At 41.3% G+C, this 19153-nt stretch carries 18 protein-coding genes; 14 read left to right on the top strand and 4 right to left on the bottom strand.

Annotated features, from left to right (window positions below; translation table 11 throughout):
- The first annotated feature begins 111 nt into the window (after positions 1-111).
- Positions 112-258 carry a hypothetical protein gene (locus AC2UZJ_RS11245; protein ID WP_486950252.1) on the top strand — a complete coding sequence of 49 codons (147 nt, stop codon included), beginning with the start codon at positions 112-114 and terminating at the stop codon, positions 256-258.
- Positions 259-480: 222 nt separating this feature from the next.
- Here AC2UZJ_RS11245 and AC2UZJ_RS11240 read toward each other — a convergent pair whose 3' ends face one another.
- Entirely contained in the window at positions 481-1461 is a 981-nt protein-coding gene (locus AC2UZJ_RS11240) for an endonuclease (RefSeq protein ID WP_486950251.1), read from the bottom strand.
- Positions 1462-1753: 292 nt separating this feature from the next.
- Between AC2UZJ_RS11240 and AC2UZJ_RS11235 the strand changes: the two genes are divergently transcribed.
- From AC2UZJ_RS11235 to iscB, 10 genes are all read left to right on the top strand, one after another.
- On the top strand, positions 1754-2476 hold the full coding sequence (locus tag AC2UZJ_RS11235) for a DsbC family protein (protein WP_486950250.1): 723 nt from the start codon (positions 1754-1756) through the stop codon (positions 2474-2476).
- Positions 2477-2494: 18 nt separating this feature from the next.
- Positions 2495-4951, top strand: coding sequence for a type IV secretion system protein TraC (gene traC / locus AC2UZJ_RS11230; protein ID WP_486950249.1), 2457 nt, complete (start codon positions 2495-2497; stop codon positions 4949-4951).
- A 107-nt stretch (positions 4952-5058) separates the two neighbouring features.
- On the top strand, positions 5059-5295 hold the full coding sequence (locus tag AC2UZJ_RS11225; RefSeq protein ID WP_486950248.1) for a hypothetical protein: 237 nt from the start codon (positions 5059-5061) through the stop codon (positions 5293-5295).
- Complete coding sequence (locus AC2UZJ_RS11220; protein ID WP_486950247.1) at positions 5288-5833, top strand: S26 family signal peptidase; 546 nt, start codon at positions 5288-5290, stop codon at positions 5831-5833. The genes AC2UZJ_RS11225 and AC2UZJ_RS11220 overlap by 8 nt, the downstream gene beginning before the upstream one ends.
- A 28-nt stretch (positions 5834-5861) precedes the next feature.
- Positions 5862-7163, top strand: a complete 1302-nt coding sequence (locus AC2UZJ_RS11215) for a TrbC family F-type conjugative pilus assembly protein (RefSeq protein WP_486950246.1) — start codon at positions 5862-5864, stop codon at positions 7161-7163.
- Positions 7160-7831 carry an EAL domain-containing protein gene (locus tag AC2UZJ_RS11210; protein WP_486950245.1) on the top strand — a complete coding sequence of 224 codons (672 nt, stop codon included), beginning with the start codon at positions 7160-7162 and terminating at the stop codon, positions 7829-7831. Before AC2UZJ_RS11215 ends, AC2UZJ_RS11210 begins: the two co-directional genes overlap by 4 nt.
- Positions 7815-8831, top strand: a complete 1017-nt coding sequence (locus AC2UZJ_RS11205; RefSeq protein ID WP_486950244.1) for a TraU family protein — start codon at positions 7815-7817, stop codon at positions 8829-8831. The genes AC2UZJ_RS11210 and AC2UZJ_RS11205 overlap by 17 nt, the downstream gene beginning before the upstream one ends.
- Before the next feature lie 178 nt (positions 8832-9009).
- Positions 9010-9276: a hypothetical protein gene (locus AC2UZJ_RS11200; RefSeq protein ID WP_486950243.1), complete on the top strand. Its 267-nt coding sequence runs from the start codon at positions 9010-9012 to the stop codon at positions 9274-9276.
- A 144-nt stretch (positions 9277-9420) separates the two neighbouring features.
- Positions 9421-12156 (top strand): conjugal transfer mating pair stabilization protein TraN, encoded by a 2736-nt coding sequence (traN, locus tag AC2UZJ_RS11195; RefSeq protein ID WP_486950242.1) that lies wholly within the window; start codon positions 9421-9423, stop codon positions 12154-12156.
- A gap of 320 nt (positions 12157-12476) precedes the next feature.
- Positions 12477-13811: an RNA-guided endonuclease IscB gene (iscB, locus tag AC2UZJ_RS11190; protein ID WP_486950241.1), complete on the top strand. Its 1335-nt coding sequence runs from the start codon at positions 12477-12479 to the stop codon at positions 13809-13811.
- Positions 13812-14080: 269 nt separating this feature from the next.
- Here iscB and AC2UZJ_RS11185 read toward each other — a convergent pair whose 3' ends face one another.
- From AC2UZJ_RS11185 to AC2UZJ_RS11175, 3 genes are all read right to left on the bottom strand, one after another.
- Positions 14081-14929, bottom strand: coding sequence for a hypothetical protein (locus tag AC2UZJ_RS11185; RefSeq protein WP_486950240.1), 849 nt, complete (start codon positions 14927-14929; stop codon positions 14081-14083).
- A gap of 161 nt (positions 14930-15090) precedes the next feature.
- Complete coding sequence (locus tag AC2UZJ_RS11180) at positions 15091-15903, bottom strand: hypothetical protein (protein WP_486950239.1); 813 nt, start codon at positions 15901-15903, stop codon at positions 15091-15093.
- A gap of 258 nt (positions 15904-16161) precedes the next feature.
- The gene (locus AC2UZJ_RS11175) at positions 16162-16437 is read right to left on the bottom strand and encodes a helix-turn-helix domain-containing protein (protein ID WP_486950238.1); all 276 of its coding nucleotides are present in this window, start codon (positions 16435-16437) and stop codon (positions 16162-16164) included.
- A gap of 417 nt (positions 16438-16854) precedes the next feature.
- Here AC2UZJ_RS11175 and AC2UZJ_RS11170 point away from each other — a divergent pair, with 417 nt between their 5' ends.
- The 3 genes from AC2UZJ_RS11170 (at position 16855) to AC2UZJ_RS11160 (ending at position 19138) form a co-directional block, all read left to right on the top strand.
- The gene (locus tag AC2UZJ_RS11170; protein ID WP_486950237.1) at positions 16855-17136 is read left to right on the top strand and encodes a hypothetical protein; all 282 of its coding nucleotides are present in this window, start codon (positions 16855-16857) and stop codon (positions 17134-17136) included.
- Positions 17137-17244: 108 nt separating this feature from the next.
- Entirely contained in the window at positions 17245-17493 is a 249-nt protein-coding gene (locus AC2UZJ_RS11165) for a hypothetical protein (protein ID WP_486950236.1), read from the top strand.
- A gap of 670 nt (positions 17494-18163) precedes the next feature.
- Positions 18164-19138 carry an SDH family Clp fold serine proteinase gene (locus tag AC2UZJ_RS11160; protein WP_486950235.1) on the top strand — a complete coding sequence of 325 codons (975 nt, stop codon included), beginning with the start codon at positions 18164-18166 and terminating at the stop codon, positions 19136-19138.
- Positions 19139-19153 lie beyond the last annotated feature (15 nt).

The raw sequence follows: 19153 nt of genomic DNA, 5'->3' as shown, positions 1-19153 counted from the left end.
TACCATTCTCTGCTAAAAATAATTGATTATAGAAATCTAGAATGTCCACTTCCCTTAAACTGAGACAGTCATAACTGGAGTTTTCTGGGATGCTTTACGTAGGAGGCGATTATGAATAAATCACGTTCTACTAAGTCGCAAATCACTGCTCTGTTAAAAGAGTTGGATACGGGCATGAACGCCAGTGATGTTTGCTGCTGGCATGAAATTAATAATGTCATGTGCCACTACTGCAAAATCAAAAACGGTCGTTTATGAGACAAATCAATAAAGTCTTTCACAGGGCTCTTCTTATACGCTAATCTGCATTGTAACTCGTCTTATAATCAACGTACTTTAAACGATGTCTAAAAAATAAAAAATAACTATGCTGTCCATTCCCATACTAGAGACACAGCTTTAAACTAAAGTTTTTTAGTTGTTATCGATAATGTGAAGGTGGACAGCTAGGTTTTTATCCTAATTTTATTTGCTCTTATTTTAAGGATTGCAGTTTTTTGCTTTCCTATAACCAGCAGCTTGCGCTTCTGCCTCTGATTTAAAAGAAACGATATTTTGAGGGGATACGCGACTGTATGAAGGGCAACCTTTGGGTAAATGATAAACCTTGCTGTTACGGTTGCCCCGTATTTCACCTTGAGTTTGCTGTTCACTTGGGGAAGTAACAGCTACAGGTGTACTTTGTACGCTATCAACATTTAAGCCTTCTTTAGAGTTTTTATGGCCTAGCTCCCACTTTGCTTCTTTCGTTATGAATGAGTTGTTATGGCCCATACGTTGCGCTATACGCTGATCGCGTTCTATTTCCCATACATTAGGCGGGTATTGCTTATCCCACTGAATAAACAGCTGCTGTTGCTGGCGTGACATGGGTAAATCGTAACGGTCATGCATATAAAAATAGACTCGTGCCACCATACCTTTTATTTCATCTTTAGGTTCGGCTGTACGACCTTTAAAGTCTATTTTGAAGTCACACGCCCCATAATCTGCTGCACTTGTTTCTACATAGCCAAAGTTATAGTTCTGGCGATCTGCGTTAATCTCACCTACGGCTGGCGCTAAATTATGTAGGTCTGCTTCCATTTTGGAAAAAACAGGATCATTAGAAGTACAGTTTTTGCGTCCTCCATTCTGCCAACACTGCCGGGCGCGGCCAAAGTTCGATGCTGGAACGATATGTTCCCATTCAGTTCGCTTTGCTCTTACTGGCTGCTTACGGATTTTATACCCGCATGACTCTAGCTCTACACGGCCACCAGATCGGCCTACCCATTTCCAGTCACACCCGCAATACAAATCCCCACCTGCATTTTGATTTCTGTCGTGGTAAATATATTGCCGCGCTTCATTTTTAGCTTGTGGGAAATTCTGCGGTGCAGCTTGAGCAGATATTGAAAATATTACTAGCAAGCATAAAAGTAGTATGGACTTAATACTGACTTTGTTTTCTTTGTACATTTATATTTTTCCTTTGATCTCATTACACGGATTAGCATTACCTCACCCGTACGGCATTGGTTAGGTTTTCTTGTAGCCTTTCCGATATTGCAAAGCAAGTTATACATGGTTAAGCATTTAACGCAAAATGCGATGAGATAACTATCAATTTTAGCTTTTAGCCGTTTTTTTAGTTTGTCTGCTTTTGAGATCACCTGTTTTTTAAATGACCCAAAAAGGGCTGTTCTACGCCATGAGAATAACGAAGTGCTAAGTAAACTGATTTTCAGTTAACTCATAGGACACTTCCATCATGAAAAAAACAGCATTGGCTCTTTTGCTTTCTAGTTTCACCTCCATTGCAATAGCCTCCCCTATTTTCGACTCTCAAGTATCACCTGAGCTAATTGAAGCGGTGCGTTCTATAGAGCTAGAGGGCATGGTGGAAATCCCTGTACGCAGCATTAAAGTTATCGAAAGTGAAGGGCAAATTCACTATGTATCGGAAAACGGGCGTTTTGTATTTGAAGGCCAGCTTATTGATGTGATGCAGCGTAAGCCCTTAGATACGTTGGCTCAAGTAGAGGATGCAATTAATCGTATTGATATAGCTAATCTTGGCCTTGATTTAGATAATTTAAATTCTGTTTCGATTGGATCAGGCTCAGAGCGAGTCACAATTTTTATTGATCCAAAATGCCCTAGCTGCCTCAAAGTCATTGAGCAAGCTCAAGCACTACAAGACGATTACACCTTTACGTTTATTGTTGTACCTGTCCTTGGTGAAGCGTCTCACCGTTTAGCAAGAAAAGTACATTGTGCTCAAAATAAAGACGATGTAATCCCTGCGTTGCTTTCTGAAAGTATGGCTAAGTTAAAAACTCGTCCAGATTGCGGTAATGAAGTGTATGACATGACATTACTGTTTATCGATATGGCGGGAGTTAATGGAGTGCCTTTTTTAGTCTCTCCAACCGGGGAAATTATGCGCGGTCAGCCAGTTGATATGAAGGCGTGGCTTAAAAGTTCTGAATAAACATTCTAAGGAAAAATAATGAGTATTGTGCCTATTCGTCATAAGTTCGGTGAAAAGTATTTAGACTCTTACCGCCGTGCAGCGTCCTTATTGCCTGTGGTGGCCTACGATGAAGAGTCAAAGCTTTTTGCTATGGATGACTCTTCATTGGGTTTTGGTTTCTTTTGCCAGCCCTTGATTTATGGGGATGAAAAAATCCAAGACCGTGTTAATAGTTTTTTAAATCAAGAGCTACCTACCAACACCGTTATTCAAATTTGCTTATTTCGTTCGCCAGATATTAGCCAGCAAATGTACGAAATGCAGGATTTACGCAATGATTTTCGTCACCCAATTATGAGCAAAGTTATCAATGAACGGGAAGCGTTTTTTCGTCAACATACGTTTAATGATTTAACGACTCGATCCTCGCAAGGGTTTTTTAACTTAGGTGTGGTGCAAGACCTCAAGCTATGCATCACGATGAAAGTACCCATTAATAACCCGATACCTACAGAAAAAGAAATAGAGGATACTAAGGCATTTATGCTGCGTATGGAGTCCTCTTTACAAACAGTAGGGCTAGTGCCGCGCCCTTTTAACGCGCAACAGTATCTTCATTTTATGAATACGCTGATTAATTGGAGTGATCACGCTCCTTGGCGTAATGATGGTGTGGATTGGGATCAAGACGTACCCATTCGAGAACAAATCTTCGACTATGACACGGACTTAGAGCTAGGTGAACAAAACACCTTACGTCTTGGCGAGTCTTATGCAAAAGTGCTATCGGCTAAACGCTTACCAGATGCCATGTATTTTGGTGATGCGATTAAATTCGTAGGAGATTTAAGCGGAGGGGATTCGCGCTTGAATGGTAACTACATGGTAGTGACTAATATATTTATTCCTGATCCTGAAAAAACAAAATCACAACTAGACCGTAGACGGCAATTTGCAGTAAACCAAGCTTACGGGCCAATGATCAAGTTTGTTCCCATTTTAGGGGATAAAAAAGAAGGGTTTGATACGTTATATGACTCCATGAAGGAAGGGTATAAACCTATTCAGATCAGTTATTCATTAGTGGTGTTTGCTGATACGCAAGATGGGGTAAATAAAGCCGCAGAACGCGCTAGAGGGCTATGGAGTGAGTCGCGTTTTGAAATGTTAGAAGATAAGTTTATTCAATTACCTATTTTCTTAAATTGCTTGCCGTTTGGGGCTGATGTAAAGGCGGTGCGTGACTTATACCGTTATAAGTCTATGACGACAGAACAGGCGGCTGTGTTACTTCCTATCTTTGGTGAATGGAAGGGTACAGGTACACAACATGCCTCGTTGCTTTCACGTAATGGCCAAGTAATGAGCTTGTCACTGCATGACAGTACCACTAACAAAAATGCAGTGGTGGCTGCTGAGTCGGGTTCTGGAAAATCATTCTTAGTAAACGAAATCACTTTATCGTATTTATCCGAAGGGGCGCAGGTCTGGATTATTGACGTAGGGCGTTCCTATGAAAAGCTGTGTGAGGTACTAGAAGGTGACTTTGTTCATTTTGAAGAAAGTACCAGCATTTCCCTTAATCCTTTTGAACTAGTTGAAAACTACGGCGAAGAAGAAGATGGCTTGGTTTCCATTGTTTCTACGATGGCATCTGCCAAGGGGTTGTTGGACGAGTGGCAAGGGGCATCGTTGAAACAAACCATGGCGACATTATGGGATGAACTAGGCAAAGACATGAAAATAGATGATATTGCCAAACGTTGCCTAGAAAGTGAAGATTTACGCTTACGTGATGTGGGTGTTCAATTACACGCATTTACCTCCCAAGGTTCTTATGGTCGTTATTTCAACAGTGATAACAACGTTAACTTTCAAAACCAACTAACTGTACTAGAGCTAGATGACCTACAAGGGCGACAGCACTTACGACAAGTGGTTTTGCTTCAACTTATTTATCAAATTCAACAGGAAGTGTTTTTAGGTGAACGTGGCCGTAAAAAAATCGTGATTATTGACGAGGCTTGGGATTTGCTTAAAGAAGGTGAGGTGGCTGTGTTTATGGAACACGCTTATCGAAAATTCCGTAAATACGGGGGGTCGGTACTTATTGCAACGCAGTCTGTTAATGACTTGTATGAAAACGCAGTAGGTCGAGCCATTGCAGAGAACTCGGCCAGTATGTACTTATTGGGCCAGACCGAAGAAACAGTAGAGTCAGTTAAACGTTCAGGCCGTCTTTCTCTATCAGAAGGGGGCTTTAATATCTTGCGTGGTGTTCATACGATTGCTGGCGTTTATTCTGAAATTTTTATTCGTACTAATGCGGGGGTTGGTGTAGGGCGCTTAGTGGTGAGTGATTTTCATAAGCTACTGTACTCCACCCATCCAGACGATATTGCTGCGATAACCACTTACTCAAACCAAGGCATGAATGTGACCGATGCCATCTATCGCGTCATGCAGGATCGTGGACAGATTGAGGCGGCTTAATAGGTGAGAGAACAATGCAAAAAAACAGTCAAAAAGTACAGAATCAACAAAGCGTATGGATCACAATTGCCGCTAGTGTAATAAGTAGTGTGCTATGTGTTTTTCTTTTGAATCAATTTGTTTTCAAGCAAGAGGAATCCATTGCGCCACCTATTCTTATTGTTGATTACGCCCAAGTGCTTAAAGACCTTCCTCAAGACGAAGAAGAAAGTGATCGCATCATGATTAAAACGAGCGAACTTATTGCAAGGTTTCATGATGCGGGGTTTTTAGTTTTGGATGCTCAGAATGTAATTGCTGCACCTAGTGAGTTGTATCTACCGCAGGAGGCCATTTATGAGTAAAGAGGAAGCGACACCCAATCGCTTTACCTTTGTACGTAAAAAACAATCATGGTCACTTTACTTTATTAAGCTATCCCTATTGTCGCTAGTGGTAGTAGGGGTGGTTTATGCCTTTATGAGCCGCTATAGCATTGGACTTGATCCTCAAAAAGTGAAGTGCATACCAGGCATATCGTTTTATTTGATTGATCGTAAAGACACCACGATAGAAAAAGACAAAACGTATGCGTTTTATGCCAAAGGCTTAGAACCTATTTTTCCAGATGACACAAAGATGGTGAAGTTTGTACGTGGTGAGCCGGGCGATGTTGTCACTATCACACCCGAACAATTTATTTACATCAACGAGGAAGATCACGGGTTTGGTTTTTGGCTAAGTGAACGATTAGGTAAAGAGCCAAGTGATTTTTTCGGCAAAGGAACACTGCCCGAAAATCAGTATTGGATGATGGGTACGAGTGATTTAAGTTTCGATTCACGTTATTGGGGAACAATCCATGAAGATCAGGTTATTGGACGGGCTTATCCCTTGTTTTAAAAAGACACTGCTTTTTATGGCTTTGGGTATGACAGTACAGACAGCGGGGTTTGCACAATTGAATGATGATAATTCGTGGTTGCTCAATCACACCGAAAACATCAGAAAGAACAGTGAAAACATTGTGGGGGATGGCTGGTTAAAAGAAGCCACTACATTTAGTCCAGAAGCAATAAAACACGCTAAAGCGATTCGGGAAGGTATGGTGAAAGCTAACCCCATGGCCAATGATGCGGGTGAAGGTAATGATTTTAAGACAGATCAAATCTACCAAAACCTCTTGTTTATCTCTTACTCATTAGGTGAAGAGGGTTTAAATGATGTGCTTGAAGTCGCGTCTTATGACCAAAGTATTGCCTTGGTTCTGAGGGGAATACCAGAAGGAATGGATGTGTGGGAGGGGATGGCGCAAATTCAGCAAATGGCCTCAGAGTTTGAGCCTATGCCTAATATCGTTTTAGACCCTACGTTGTTTGAGAAGTACAACGTAGAAATCGTACCCACTCTCGTTTTAATTGATCAAGAAGAACCCGAACCCGAAGATGAGCCTACATCCCTAGAGGAAATGGAAAAAAAGTATAACCCGCTACATCCAGACTATGAGCTAAATACACTACCTACAGAGGACGGTGATGAAACAGCATTAGAGCCAAGTACAAAGTCTAAAGAAATTGCACGAGTAAGCGGTTTATCTGATCCAGCATGGCTTAAACGAAAAGTTGACCATGGAGAAACCGGGGATTTTGGCATAAAGGGGCCAGTGCTTGAAATTGCAGAGCGTGACTTAGTGGAAGTAATGAAAGAGCGTGTTTTGCAAATAGATTGGGAGGAAAAAAAGCGGTTAGCCAAAGAACGCTATTGGAGTAACCAGACGTTTATTCATCTACCTACAAACACGAAAGAGCAAATACGTCATGTGGATGCGTCCGTTACGGCCACACGCGACATTATGACTTCAGACGGGCAATTCATCGCCCATGCAGGTGATACGGTTAACCCACTAGATACGCGCCCCTTTACTCAAGCCATTATTGTGTTTGATCCAACTGAAAAAAGACAAATGCACTGGATTCGGGATGCTTTACCCGCTATAGAACAAAGCGAAGGGGTTAAAAGTGTAATGTATATCGCAACTCAGTTTGAAACAGATGACGGGTGGGATAACTACGAGGCATTAACCGATGAAATGGATGCTCATGTTTATCTACTTACGTCCGATGTAAAAGATCGGTTTGAGCTGCGTTCTACACCAAGTGTAATTACTGCTAATAGTACGCACTTCGTTATACATGAACTTTTTAAACCTGAAAATGTGGAGATCGAACAATGACATTTAACTCACTCACCGTTAAACCCGCTTTGCAATCCGTAATTAATGGCGCTACAGGTCAAGTGATTGGCTATGAAGTGTTAGCCCGCTGGACAGATGGCGTATTAGCTTTGCAGCCTCACCATGGCACTCCGTATTGGCCTCATGTGGATCAGGAAATAATCAATTGCTTAACCCAAGGTGCTGAACATATTTCCCAGTTAGATGCTCGTTTATTTATTAATGTTAGCCAGAAAACATTAGAAAGTGATCGGGGATTTGAGTGTTGGAAAAATAAAATACTTGATCTTTTATGGCTGGTTAATTTACCCATCACCATAGAGATTGTAGAGAACGTGCAAGATGACACATTAAAAGCAAGGTGGAGTGATTTAGAGCGATTAGGGGCTACGCTTTCCTTAGATGACTTTGGTAAAAATCATTCAACTTTAGATCGCTTGAGGCAATACGAATGGGATTTTTGTAAGTTTGATATTCAAGATGAAATGATCACCTCTACGGCCTTAGAGTTTTGCCAAAAACAATCCATTTCAATTATCGCTGAGCGAGTTGAAGATGAACGCTGGGCGCAAAAAGCCTTTCAATATGGGCTTGAGCAGCATCAAGGCTATTTATATGGGCTACCTTTTTTCTTACAGGAAGTGGAAGAAAATGCGCCAATGGCTTAAATGTTTTTTCTTTATTTTGTTGGTTTCCTTCGGGTTTAGTACAAGCGTTTATGCTGAACCTGGCTGTCATGACGCTAAAATCATCGGCCCGAAGTTAATTGCCGATGTGTGTTGGACGTGTGTTTTTCCTATTCGTGTAGCGGGTTTTAGGATTAGTCCAAGTGGTGACGGCTATCCAAGTGAAGCGGTTAAGCGGCCTGTTTGTTTATGTACAGACAACTTAGGCGTACCACGACCCGGCATTACGACCTCTATGTGGGAGCCGTACCGTCTTGTTGAATTTCAGACTGTACCGGGCTGCTCTTCGGTATTAGGGGGCATACGGTTCCCATTTAATCGCACCTTTGTAGGTACACAAGGTAACGGAGCTGAAGATAATAGTGATCTTTCTTTTATGCACTATCATTATTATGCTTTTCCCTTAATGTTAATGTTGGATTTGTTCATCGGGCCACATTGCAATGCAGGGGGAATGATGGATTTAGATTTAATGTATTTGTCTGAGGTTGATCCCACATGGAATAATGATGAGTTAGCATTTTTCACTAACCCAGAAGCGGCTTTAGTCGCTAATCCTGTAGCAGCATTAGCATGTATTCCTGATGCCATTTCATCAACCGTTTCTAAAAAACCGATTAAGCAGTTATTTTGGTGTGCGGGGTCATGGGGATCACTTTATCCTTTAAGTGGAAACCATGCAGGTACAGGTCAACTCTTACATAACACAAGCTTATATAAGGCACGAGTGCAAGCCGCTTTGCATCGTAGAGGGTTAGCTTGGGGTACGATGGGATCAGATGCAATGTGTAATGGTAAATTGCAGCTAACCTTTCCCAAGACCCAATATAAATACGGAATGATTCATCCAGTCGCAGAAGCTAACTCAACTCATGTAGTAGGAGAGGCCAGTATGCGTTGGGGTGCTGGACGTAGGATTCCAGCAGTCGGTGAACATCCTATTTATACCGTTTGGCGCTGGAAGGATTGTTGTAATTATTAGAGCTGCTTTTGCGTTTTTACCTTTCAAAATTGAGGGGTTTTTTATTATTTTTTACTATCGTACCGCTTTGCTTTAAAACTATGAAGTTTCGGCATGCCGAAATAATTTACTAAAATTACACGTTACAGCATGGAAAGTAGGGTGCTATAATATCACTTGTTGATTTTATAGCAGATAGTTGAAGAAAGTTGTGACAGAACATTCAATAGGTTTTTATATGACGATTAAACAGCTAACCGATAAACAGTTTCAAGCACTAGCGAAACTTTCACGATTTCGCAATGGCCCCGCACAAGAAGCGGCAAGACTTATTCTAGTTGAAGGGTATACAACTACCGATGCGGCTAAAGAGGTTGGCTGCCTCATACAGAGTGCTAGTAATGCCTATCTTAGATGTGTGGCTAATTTGAAGCTTATAGAGCAGGTTGTAAATCCAGAAGAATAGAATGTTACGTCATACAAATAGAGCTATTTGTTAACTACGTGTGTCGTTGTCGCTGATTCTGGTCGTTTGACAAGGGGTTGATCACCTTGATGCTCGGTACTATTTATGCATGATTGCTATAGATAGGGCGTTTCCGAGTTGAATATGTTCAAACGAAATATTATAAAAAAAATAGTGGCTCTAATATTAGCCGTTGCTCAGCCTTTAACAGCTAACTTTGTGATTGCACAATCTTCGCAAAGCCTTGAACAAATTGGGCGCGATACACAAAGTTTTGGAAAAGAGTTACTTAACTCTTTTCAGACTCCAAACATTAGTGGGAATGATGTTTTTCTTCACGATGGCGGCGACTCATTAAACATCAATGAGTTATATCCCGGCACTAGCAGCACTAACCAACAACCTAATAGCTATTACTTTCCCGATGGGTACGATACAAACGTAGATGGAGCTAAGTCTATCCATGACTCTAGCCGTCAAATGAATGAGCTAGGGTATGGATCGCAAGAAGTTTTGTGGAGTGATGCTCATAGTAGCAATCCATCAGTGCAAGGGTCAGCGTATAGGGTGATATTAGATTCATCTAATACGTCTCGTCCTGACATGACAAATGACCCAATGTTTAATCAATCACACCAAGTCTATAACAACATTGATGTATTTACTTCTCAGTTTGGTGATTGTTCAGAAAACACATCGTTCTCTACCGTTGATCGTCCTATTCACATGCCCGAATATGAGCTGTGTGAACGCATCGTTGATAAAAGCTTAGCGTGTAATTTGAAGCATGAGCTAAAGGTAGGGGTCATTAAACATCATTCCGGGCCTATTAACCTAGATACATGCGGTGATAACTGTATGGAACTTTGGATAGGGAAGCGAGGGGATAACTATTGGTCGGGTTGGTGTTCTATTTTTGAAGAAGAAACCCGTGTAGAAGTGATTAATCCAGATGCGATTATTTCTGCAACGTTAGAGTATGTGGAGTATGACGACTACATGCAAGTGTCTGTTGGCCCTCTAGGTCGGGAAACACAGGTGTTTAATGGCCCTAATGATCTTTTTCCACCAGAAACAGAAGGAGAATGTGAGCTATCTACAAGCTGGAAGCAAGAGCAAAACATTGATGTCACACGGTTTTTTAAAAACACTAAAGAAGGCGATATTATTAATTTTAAAATCCGAGTCTCGGTGTCAGGTAATGGTGAGGGGTTTGGACGCATAAAAATTCGCTATGACCGTAACAAAGCCATTCAAGATGGGGAATGGAGTACGAAGGAGTGCGTAGAAGCGGGTGTTGCGATTAGTGATAACTTTGCTAGTGGTAAGTTGGAATGCAAAGATTTTGTTGGCCCTGTAGGGGCGGATGGTTGCACTGTAGTACATGGTGTCAAAGTATGTGAAAGTGACCTTCCTAGACCCATTACTGGCTTATCCAATCTATGTTTACAAGCAGATGTAGATGCAGACTACGACTTCTATAGGGGAGATTTAGAGTGTTGGACAGATATACACGGTGAAACCCACTGCCCTTGGAATGAGGGCGAAATAAAAGATAACTGTGGCGAGTTTGAAAATAACCCATCATGCGGTTTTATAAGTTCTAGTTGCGTTGGTATGGCTAGAGGCGATAGTGGAACCTGCTATTTATTTGAAGATAAATACGACTGTGGCTACAACGTAGATTTAGAAAGTTTAAACAAAAATACGAGCTATCAATGCGCTGGTCCCATTCGCTGTATGGGTGATGAATGTATAGATGTTAACCATGAACAAAATGATGACTTTGCTCAAGTAGCGGCACTCTTAAATGCAGCGCAGTTTATGGGTCAAGACATGGAGTGTTCAGGAGTTAATGAGGACGGTAGCTTCACGGGTGATGAAAATGTTATGTGTGAAGTTTTTCCCGGTGAGGCTGGAAAGTGTAAAAAGGCTGTAGGTGGCGCAATTAACTGCTGTAAAAATCCGGGCGGGGTATCACTTGCCGACTACATTACGCTTATTATGGCAACTCCAAAACTAGATACAGGCTTAATGTGGCTTTCGGAAAAAGGCTATTCCGTAGGTAGTAGTTACGCTGCAATGAAAGGGGTGGTAGTCGATAGTTTTACTGAAATATCCAAACCGTTTGCTGGTAGTTTTGACTCTATATCTAGTTCTGTAGGTGCAGTTAAAGATAGCATTGACTCAGTCATGACGGATATAGGGAAAAAAATAGATGAATTATTTTCTAAAGTATTTGGAGGTTTGTCAGGTGAGGCGGGGGCTGGTATAGCGGGGGAAGGCGCTCAAAGTGTAGCCGCTTCATTTATGGAAACTGGCGCAGGTCAGGCGCTTCAGTTTGTTAGTACCGTCTATACAATCTATAGCGTTACGATGTTAGCTCTAAAAATAATATTTAAATGTACTCAAGATGAGCTGGAGCTTACGGTCAAAAGACAGCTTAAAAGTTGCACCTATATAGGCTCTTATTGCCACACTAAGATTTTGGGTGTTTGTATTGAAAAGCGGGAATCGTATTGCTGCTATTCCTCACCACTTTCAAGAATCTTACAAGAGCAGATTAAGCCGCAGCTTGGCTTAGGTTATGGAAGTGCTAAAAACCCTAGCTGTGGCGGTTTACCGATTGAGCGTTTTCATGAGGTAAATTGGGATGCCATTAACTTAGATGAATGGTTAGGTATTTTACAAGAAACAGGACACTGGCCTAGTTTAAACTCGTTAAATATCCCCTACTTAACAGGTGAAGGTACAACACTGGATTTTGGTGGTAGACCCGATGCAGCAGAACGCGCTTTAGAGCGTTTAGAGGACTCTACGGTAGACCAAACACGCCAACGAGTAACAGAGACTTATTCACCGCATAAAGGCCAACCGTAAAGGTATTAAGCATCGGAGACTGTAGTCAATAACCCCGCCCTAAAGGGCGAGGCTTGCCAGATTCGTTCTGTGCTTGCCTAGATTGACCAGACTCAGCGCTGTTATAGCGCTATGTTGGTGTTACGTTCAAGACGCACCTTGGAATGCTTCCTCAGTTCCAAGCTCTGTAAGCGGTAGCAGCAGACACGCCTAGGGTAGGCACGAAACGGGCTACCGCATGGTGCTTTAGGCATCTAGCGGGACATCAACCTTGTCGAGGGGAGCGAGGCGCAAGCCTCCGTCACAAGGCCCGTAAGGGCAACTATTAGGAGAAAATAGCCATGGCTGTTTTTGTAGTAGATAGACGTCAAACGCCGTTGATGCCGTGCTCCGAGAAGCGAGCACGACTTCTATTAGCGCGAGGGCGAGCAAGGGTGCATCGATTGATCCCCTTTACGATTCGCTTGATTGATAGGGAGGAGGCACAAAGTGAGTTACAACCGATAGAGCTTAAGATTGACCCTGGCAGTAAAACGTCAGGGCTAGCGCTGGTTCGCAATAGCGATACCGTTAATGCGGAAACGGGCGAGATAATAACTACAGCGCATGTATTAAATCTGTTCGAGTTGATACATCGCGGGTTTCAAATCAGTAACGCCTTAACAGCGAGAAGCCAAATGCGTCGTCGTCGCCGTAGTGCCAACTTACGTTACCGTGCGCCTCGATTCCTTAACCGAAAAAACAAAGGCAAAGGGTGGTTAGCGCCGAGTTTGCAGCATCGAATTGATACTACGTTATCGTGGGTTGCGCGACTACGAAACGTGGCACCAATTACGCACCTTGCACAAGAGCTGGTTCGTTTTGATATGCAGCAGCTTGAAAACCCAGAGATAGCGGGCGTGGAATACCAGCAAGGCGAATTAGCGGGCTATGAGGTACGGGAGTATTTATTGGAAAAGTGGCGACGACAATGCGCTTACTGCGATGCGTCAAATGTGCCGCTGCAAATCGACCATATACACCCCAAAGCGTGTGGCGGCTCGAATCGTGTCAGTAACTTAACGCTCGCGTGTGCGCCGTGTAATTTAAAGAAGGCCGCACAAGCTGTTACGCAGTTCCTAGTCAAAGACCCCAAACGCCTCGCTACGATTCAAGCTCAGGCGAAGCGCCCCTTGCGAGACGCCGCTGCGGTTAACGCCACGCGATGGGCGCTTTTTAACGCACTCAAAGCAACAAGGTTATCTGTACGCTTCGGCTCTGGCGGCTTAACGAAATGTAATCGCTCAAAGCTAGGCATTCCAAAAACGCATGCCCTAGATGCTGTATGTGTCGGCCAAGTGGATAACGTAGAGCAGTGGCAAAAGCCGACGTTAGAGATTAAGGCCACTGGGCGCGGTAGTTATCAACGCACACGCCTTAATCGTTTTGGCTTCCCGCGAGGCTATTTAACACGGCAAAAACGAATTCATGGCTTTCAGACCGGCGACATGGTGAAAGCTCTAGTCACTAAAGGCAAGAAGATAGGAACGTACAAGGGTCGCGTTGCTGTTAGGGCTTCAGGTAGCTTTAACATTCAAACAGCAGAGGGTTTAGTTCAAGGCATCAGCCATCGATACTGCACCCTTATTCAACGTAGCGATGGCTACGGATATTCACTTAGATCGGATAGCAATTAACTACGGAGAAGCGAGAGCAAGGTTGGCTTACGCCAACGCGCTATCCCTCCCCGCCATAAATGACGGGCTATCTCGCGCAACATCTTGATGACACATTATCGTCCGACTGAAGAGTATTTTGAAAAAGGTTATTTTTGGCGTATTGAAAAACACTCACCCAAAAAAAGAGTCACATACTTTCAAACAGTAGTGACTCCACGGGGAAAAGAACCGATTGTTAGCTTATTGCGTATAAAAAAACTCTATGACATAGTAAAGCCAATTAATGATTAGTTAACCTCTTCTGGCTTTACGAATAGGAGGGTTTTGCCTTGGTGCAAAATGAATGGATATTCAAGCGGCTCTCCGTTTGCGTTATGAATAGTCTTTGGAGCGATATAGAGGTAAACCCAATCAGGCAAATGCTTACTGTAAGTGGTGACAATTTTTAGCTGATCTAGTTTTTGAAGGTCTGCATTTCTATCAAGAAATACAATGGAACTGGTTTCCTTCAAAGGAAAGAAATATACAGGCTGATCACTATATTTTTTTAAAACATGGGGGGCTATTCTTAATTCTGGATCATTAAGACGATTCGCTAACCCACATAAAAAACCTTTTTCTATCGCACAGTTTAAGCGTTCATCATCTATAGATATAACCGTAATATTTCGCCCTCTTGATCTAAGTTTCTCAGTGATATAATCTTTGTGGCCTAAATCTGCAACGGTTTTTATTAAAGCATCTAGCAAGATTTCATCCATTTTTTCTTGTGCTTCTTTTGAGTTTTCTGCTAACTCTTTTGGCATCCATGCTAGAACATGGCTAAAGCTATCTTTTGGCTTATTACTTAGAAGTAAACCCGTAAGTCCTAACGCCAAGCTAGACCCAGAAGAAAAGCCCATAGCGGGATTAAAGTACATGGTGGTAGCCCATGCTGCGTTATAGGCTGTGCTGTCTGCTAGTCGGTCAAATTCTGTTTGCGGTATCGCTTGATCCCTTAATTCCCACATCGTTGCAGCCCTCGCAACTTGCAAAGCTTCGCTGTTTGTTTTTGGATCAATATTGGTGGTTACAGTTGAACAACCTGCAAGCAAAGCTAATGTGGCTATTGAAATAGCAATTATTTTTTTCATCATTTTTTCAAGAAAACTCAGATAGGATGGTCTAGTGTTTTCTCGACTCCTCATAAACAGTTATAAGATCATTTATTACTTTTTAGCTATAGTATCAACTAATGGTCTTTAAGCAAGAAACCCCCAAAAATGGGGGTTATATTGAATAAAAATATTATCAAGATTTAAGCGGTAGCGTGTTCACTTTCTTGGCTTTGTTTGGGCTTCAATGCTTCGGGGCTAACCTCGCTACTAACGTCATGATCATTTGGAATAGCCTCCAACATATTTTTTTTAACGTTAGATTTTTCTATACTTTCATTAATCTGATTACGATTTCTATACAACTGAATCTGGGAGTGAATAATTTCTCTGAAGAATCGAGAAAGTCTTTTCTCCCATAGTTGATGATGCTCCATACGGTTTCTATTGCCGCCTACCAAGTTTGCATCATTCATCCAAAGGTTATCTACACATACGATCAACTTATCAAATAATAAAATCAAATTAAGAAAAGCCATGGCCCTAGGTGTGCGTATAGTCAAGGTGTACTCTTTAGCATCTTCGTAAACCACACTTTGACTAATACTGTTATTTTCAGCTAGTTGCTTCGCACTCTCTAAGGCTAATTTCAGTTCGTTTTTAAGGTTTTCATAGGCTTTATCGGTAGCAATTTGATATTTTTCGACTGTACTAATATTTTTTGAAAATAATAAAGGCACATCAAGTACAAAAAGTGCCGTTTCAAGCCGACTAAACCTGTCCATAAGATTTTGGACTGAGGCCGTATTAATAATTACTTTTCTAGTTATCGTTGGTTGAGAAACAGGTGGTCTATTACGTCCATTTTGCACATTCTTAGTATTATTTACGACCTTTGAGATTTTTGAAGCCTTTGATATTTTTATAGCTTTTGCCGTTTTCGATGTTTTTGTTGCTTTTTTCTTAGCTTTTACAGGCGGTGTTTTGCCATTGATAGTAGTTTTTACGTCTGTCATACAAACCTCTCTTTAAGTGATGAGAACATGATTGTTATGTCAGAATAAAATAAGTGGCAGCAACTACAGCTATGTGGAGTGGCCTATTTAAGTCGTTTACGAACAGAGGTTGCCATAGATTTTTGGGCCATACTTAATGAGAATTTTACATGGAAAATGCCTTTGAAGTTTTTATGTACAAATAATAATAAAATTACCTTGGCTTTGGCCAACCGAGAAAATCAACGGGTAATACGTCCTCTATATAGAGAGTGATTATTACTTATTGGCATCATCTTCTTTTGAAGCCAATAACTTTTCAAATTCTTGCTTAGCTGTATCTGGAATATCTAAATAAACATGGATGCCCATTCCTTGTAGGTGGCGTAGGACGGTCCCGACTTGCACAGTAGGTTTTCCCAGCTCTACATTTGATGTGGTTTGCTTGCTGACACCTAGCACCTTGGCTAAGTCATCGAGACGGATGCCATGACTTTTACGTGCTGCACGTACGGCATGGCCTAGATGGTTAGCTGTAAGAACATGTTTTTTCATTGTAGTACCGAAATAATTAAATCCTACCGCAGTAGGAATAAATGATGTTAATTAATGGATAAGACTCTAAATCCTACTACAGTAGGAATATTTTGTCTTGGTTTGGCTGTTAGTGTACTTCACGTGTCTTTAGCTACTGGTGCTATTTGGAAGAATATCGCTGAAGTAGATAGACAGCCTTTTCTTCCTTACCATAATCAGCAGACAAAAAATCTAAGCTACTTTTCTTACCTTCTTGTGAGTAAGGGGCCATGGTTATCTTCTAAAATAGTTAGGCGACAACTAGGCTGACACTCAAAATACCTTACCCACGTACGAATAATTAAAATAAAAGAGGCTCAACCAAAAAAATGGGCCTTATGTGTAATAATAAGTTTCAGACAGAATAGGTTACTTAACCCACATAGGAAATAAATCATGCTGCGAGTTGGCGACCAAATTCGATTAACCGAAGAAGAGAAAAGAACCGTTGATTTGTTTTGTGATGGGGCTCACTTGCCAGCGCCAACTACTGTGCAAGAACTTGAGAAAGTTTTGTTAGATGCAAAAGCTTATTACGAGCAAGAGAATAAGTTTGACGATAACCCTGAAGCAAAACTTTTAGCTGTGATGGCAGAAGATTTTTATCATCGGCTGATAGGGTTACCTTGCGTCGCGGATGAAGTGAAAGCTAGAAGAGCGTTTTCCGGAATCAAGTAATTTTGTAAGGTATATGTGATTTCTAGGTCTGCTATAACATGATGTGTCTTGAGCACATTAGATATGCTCTATAGAGACATTTAAGCTTAACGATATGAGAGTAGAACCATGCAGCGTTCGGGAAACCAAATTCAATTAACTCCAAAAGAATGGAGAACAGTTGAAACCTTCTGTGAGATAGCTGACTTACCGGCTCCAGATACGGTACAAGACCTTGAGAAAATATTGCTAAAAGTAAAGGCGCTCTACGAAGAAGAGAAGGTCTTAGATGGTAACTCGAAGGCCAAGATATTAGCTATGATGGCTGATGACTTCTACAAGCAATTAATTGAATTACCTGATACACCTACTACTTAAAAAAACAATAGTTACTTTTATGATATTTTAATTTGTAATCGAGAATGAAACTTAATGCGCCGTATCCATAGAGGCTTAGATAGAGTACTGTCTAATGGATTAAACGAACTAAAGCGTCTTAAAGGCGTTTTTTGTTGCCATACTGGCGACTTTTACACGTAGGCTCTTGGTTATTTTCCTCAGTCCTTTCGTAGCACCGTCAGTCGCTATACTGACTAGTGACGTTGGCGTTAACCTTGCTTTGAATTATTTCGTTACGTAATATGATAGAGTCTTAAAAGGAAAGAGTAATGGTAATGACATCTAATAAAAGTTCCATTGACTGTAAAGGGTGTAACGAGGCATTTGATGTTTTATGGGAGAATCGTGAAGTAGAGTATGTTGGGTCAGATGATCGTTGTATAGGGACTGAACTTACGTAGAGAGGAGAGGTGGAGGTGGAGTGCTCCTTTTGCGGAAAGGCGAAACTGTAGTGGTTTAATGAAACAGAATATCCTTCCAACGCCCCTAATTTTAATGAAACCAAAGTTAATGGTACCGTAGTTGACTTAGGGTTTGGATCTTGTATCTAAAAAATCGGTAGCAGGATTATGGCCTTATAAAAACGAGAAGACCAATGCAGCTATTAGAGGTATTCCACTACTTAATAATACAGCAATAAGGAGTTAACGTGAAAGACACTATGATCCCCTCTATCTCTAAATTAAAGAAAGATGGCTATGATGTTTTGCTCTATGCTGGCCCTATTGATAGGGAAGGCTATGATGAGCTTTGCCGAATTTTAAATGAAATTGAAAAGAATGATAAGCATAAAAAAATCATCTTGTTTTTAGCTACTTATGGTGGAGACCCCAATGCGGGTTACAGAATAGCGAGAGCCATCATCCATCATTATGGTCATGAAAACTTTCATATTGCAATCCCTTCTGTCTGCAAAAGCGCTGGAACGTTAGTTTGTATAGGAGCCAGTAAATTGATAGTTTTTGATGCTGGAGAATTGGGGCCTCTGGACGTTCAAATTCATAAACAAGATGAAATTTTTCAAAGAAACTCAGGCTTAGACATATTAAGAGGCATTACATACTTGCAAAGTGAGGCGCTTAACTCTTTTAAAAAATATCTTTTTGATATAAATCGTATGGGAGGAGTTAGCACAAAAATTGCCGCTGAAATTGCTGGAGACTTAGTTAAAGGGTTATACAATCCGATTTACGCTCAAATCGATCCTCTCAGGCTAGGGGAGATGAATGCAGCTTTACAGATTGCCAATGAATATGGTATGCGCCTAAACAGCAAAACAAAATCACTTAAAGATCAGGCATTGAACAAACTAATTCATAGCTACCCTACCCACGGTTTTGTTATTGATAGATCAGAGGCAAAAGAGTTATTTGAAAATGTGAGCGCGCCACAACCAGAAATAATACCGTTACAAAACTTAACTACAAGAATGTTGGGTATTTCAATGGATCGCTCCAGTCCTATAGTGTTAAACTTAATTGACTTTTTCTTATCTGAAGATGGCAGCGAAGTTCAAGGCGATGGTTCTAATGAGGGCGAGAAAAATCGGAAACATCAAGATCAAAGCGATAGATCTAATAAAAGCGAGCAAAATCAGGACTCTTATTCAGAAAAATCTTTTTAATAAATGTTAGGATTA

This window comes from Paenalcaligenes sp. DL 309 (assembly GCF_057475285.1).
This window is presented reverse-complemented; position numbering and strand designations above follow the sequence as displayed.

What these genes read in the sequence shown, in the direction of transcription:
- AC2UZJ_RS11220 (WP_486950247.1), top strand. Translation starts at nt 5,288, where the DNA reads ATGAGTAAAGAGGAAGCGACACCCAATCGCTTTACCTTTGTACGTAAA.
- AC2UZJ_RS11185 (WP_486950240.1), bottom strand. Translation starts at nt 14,929, where the DNA reads ATGATGAAAAAAATAATTGCTATTTCAATAGCCACATTAGCTTTGCTT.
- AC2UZJ_RS11245 (WP_486950252.1), top strand. Translation starts at nt 112, where the DNA reads ATGAATAAATCACGTTCTACTAAGTCGCAAATCACTGCTCTGTTAAAA.
- iscB (WP_486950241.1), top strand. Translation starts at nt 12,477, where the DNA reads ATGGCTGTTTTTGTAGTAGATAGACGTCAAACGCCGTTGATGCCGTGC.
- AC2UZJ_RS11205 (WP_486950244.1), top strand. Translation starts at nt 7,815, where the DNA reads ATGCGCCAATGGCTTAAATGTTTTTTCTTTATTTTGTTGGTTTCCTTC.
- traC (WP_486950249.1), top strand. Translation starts at nt 2,495, where the DNA reads ATGAGTATTGTGCCTATTCGTCATAAGTTCGGTGAAAAGTATTTAGAC.
- AC2UZJ_RS11170 (WP_486950237.1), top strand. Translation starts at nt 16,855, where the DNA reads ATGCTGCGAGTTGGCGACCAAATTCGATTAACCGAAGAAGAGAAAAGA.
- traN (WP_486950242.1), top strand. Translation starts at nt 9,421, where the DNA reads ATGTTCAAACGAAATATTATAAAAAAAATAGTGGCTCTAATATTAGCC.
- AC2UZJ_RS11210 (WP_486950245.1), top strand. Translation starts at nt 7,160, where the DNA reads ATGACATTTAACTCACTCACCGTTAAACCCGCTTTGCAATCCGTAATT.
- AC2UZJ_RS11235 (WP_486950250.1), top strand. Translation starts at nt 1,754, where the DNA reads ATGAAAAAAACAGCATTGGCTCTTTTGCTTTCTAGTTTCACCTCCATT.
- AC2UZJ_RS11180 (WP_486950239.1), bottom strand. Translation starts at nt 15,903, where the DNA reads ATGACAGACGTAAAAACTACTATCAATGGCAAAACACCGCCTGTAAAA.
- AC2UZJ_RS11175 (WP_486950238.1), bottom strand. Translation starts at nt 16,437, where the DNA reads ATGAAAAAACATGTTCTTACAGCTAACCATCTAGGCCATGCCGTACGT.
- AC2UZJ_RS11240 (WP_486950251.1), bottom strand. Translation starts at nt 1,461, where the DNA reads ATGTACAAAGAAAACAAAGTCAGTATTAAGTCCATACTACTTTTATGC.
- AC2UZJ_RS11165 (WP_486950236.1), top strand. Translation starts at nt 17,245, where the DNA reads ATGCAGCGTTCGGGAAACCAAATTCAATTAACTCCAAAAGAATGGAGA.
- AC2UZJ_RS11215 (WP_486950246.1), top strand. Translation starts at nt 5,862, where the DNA reads ATGACAGTACAGACAGCGGGGTTTGCACAATTGAATGATGATAATTCG.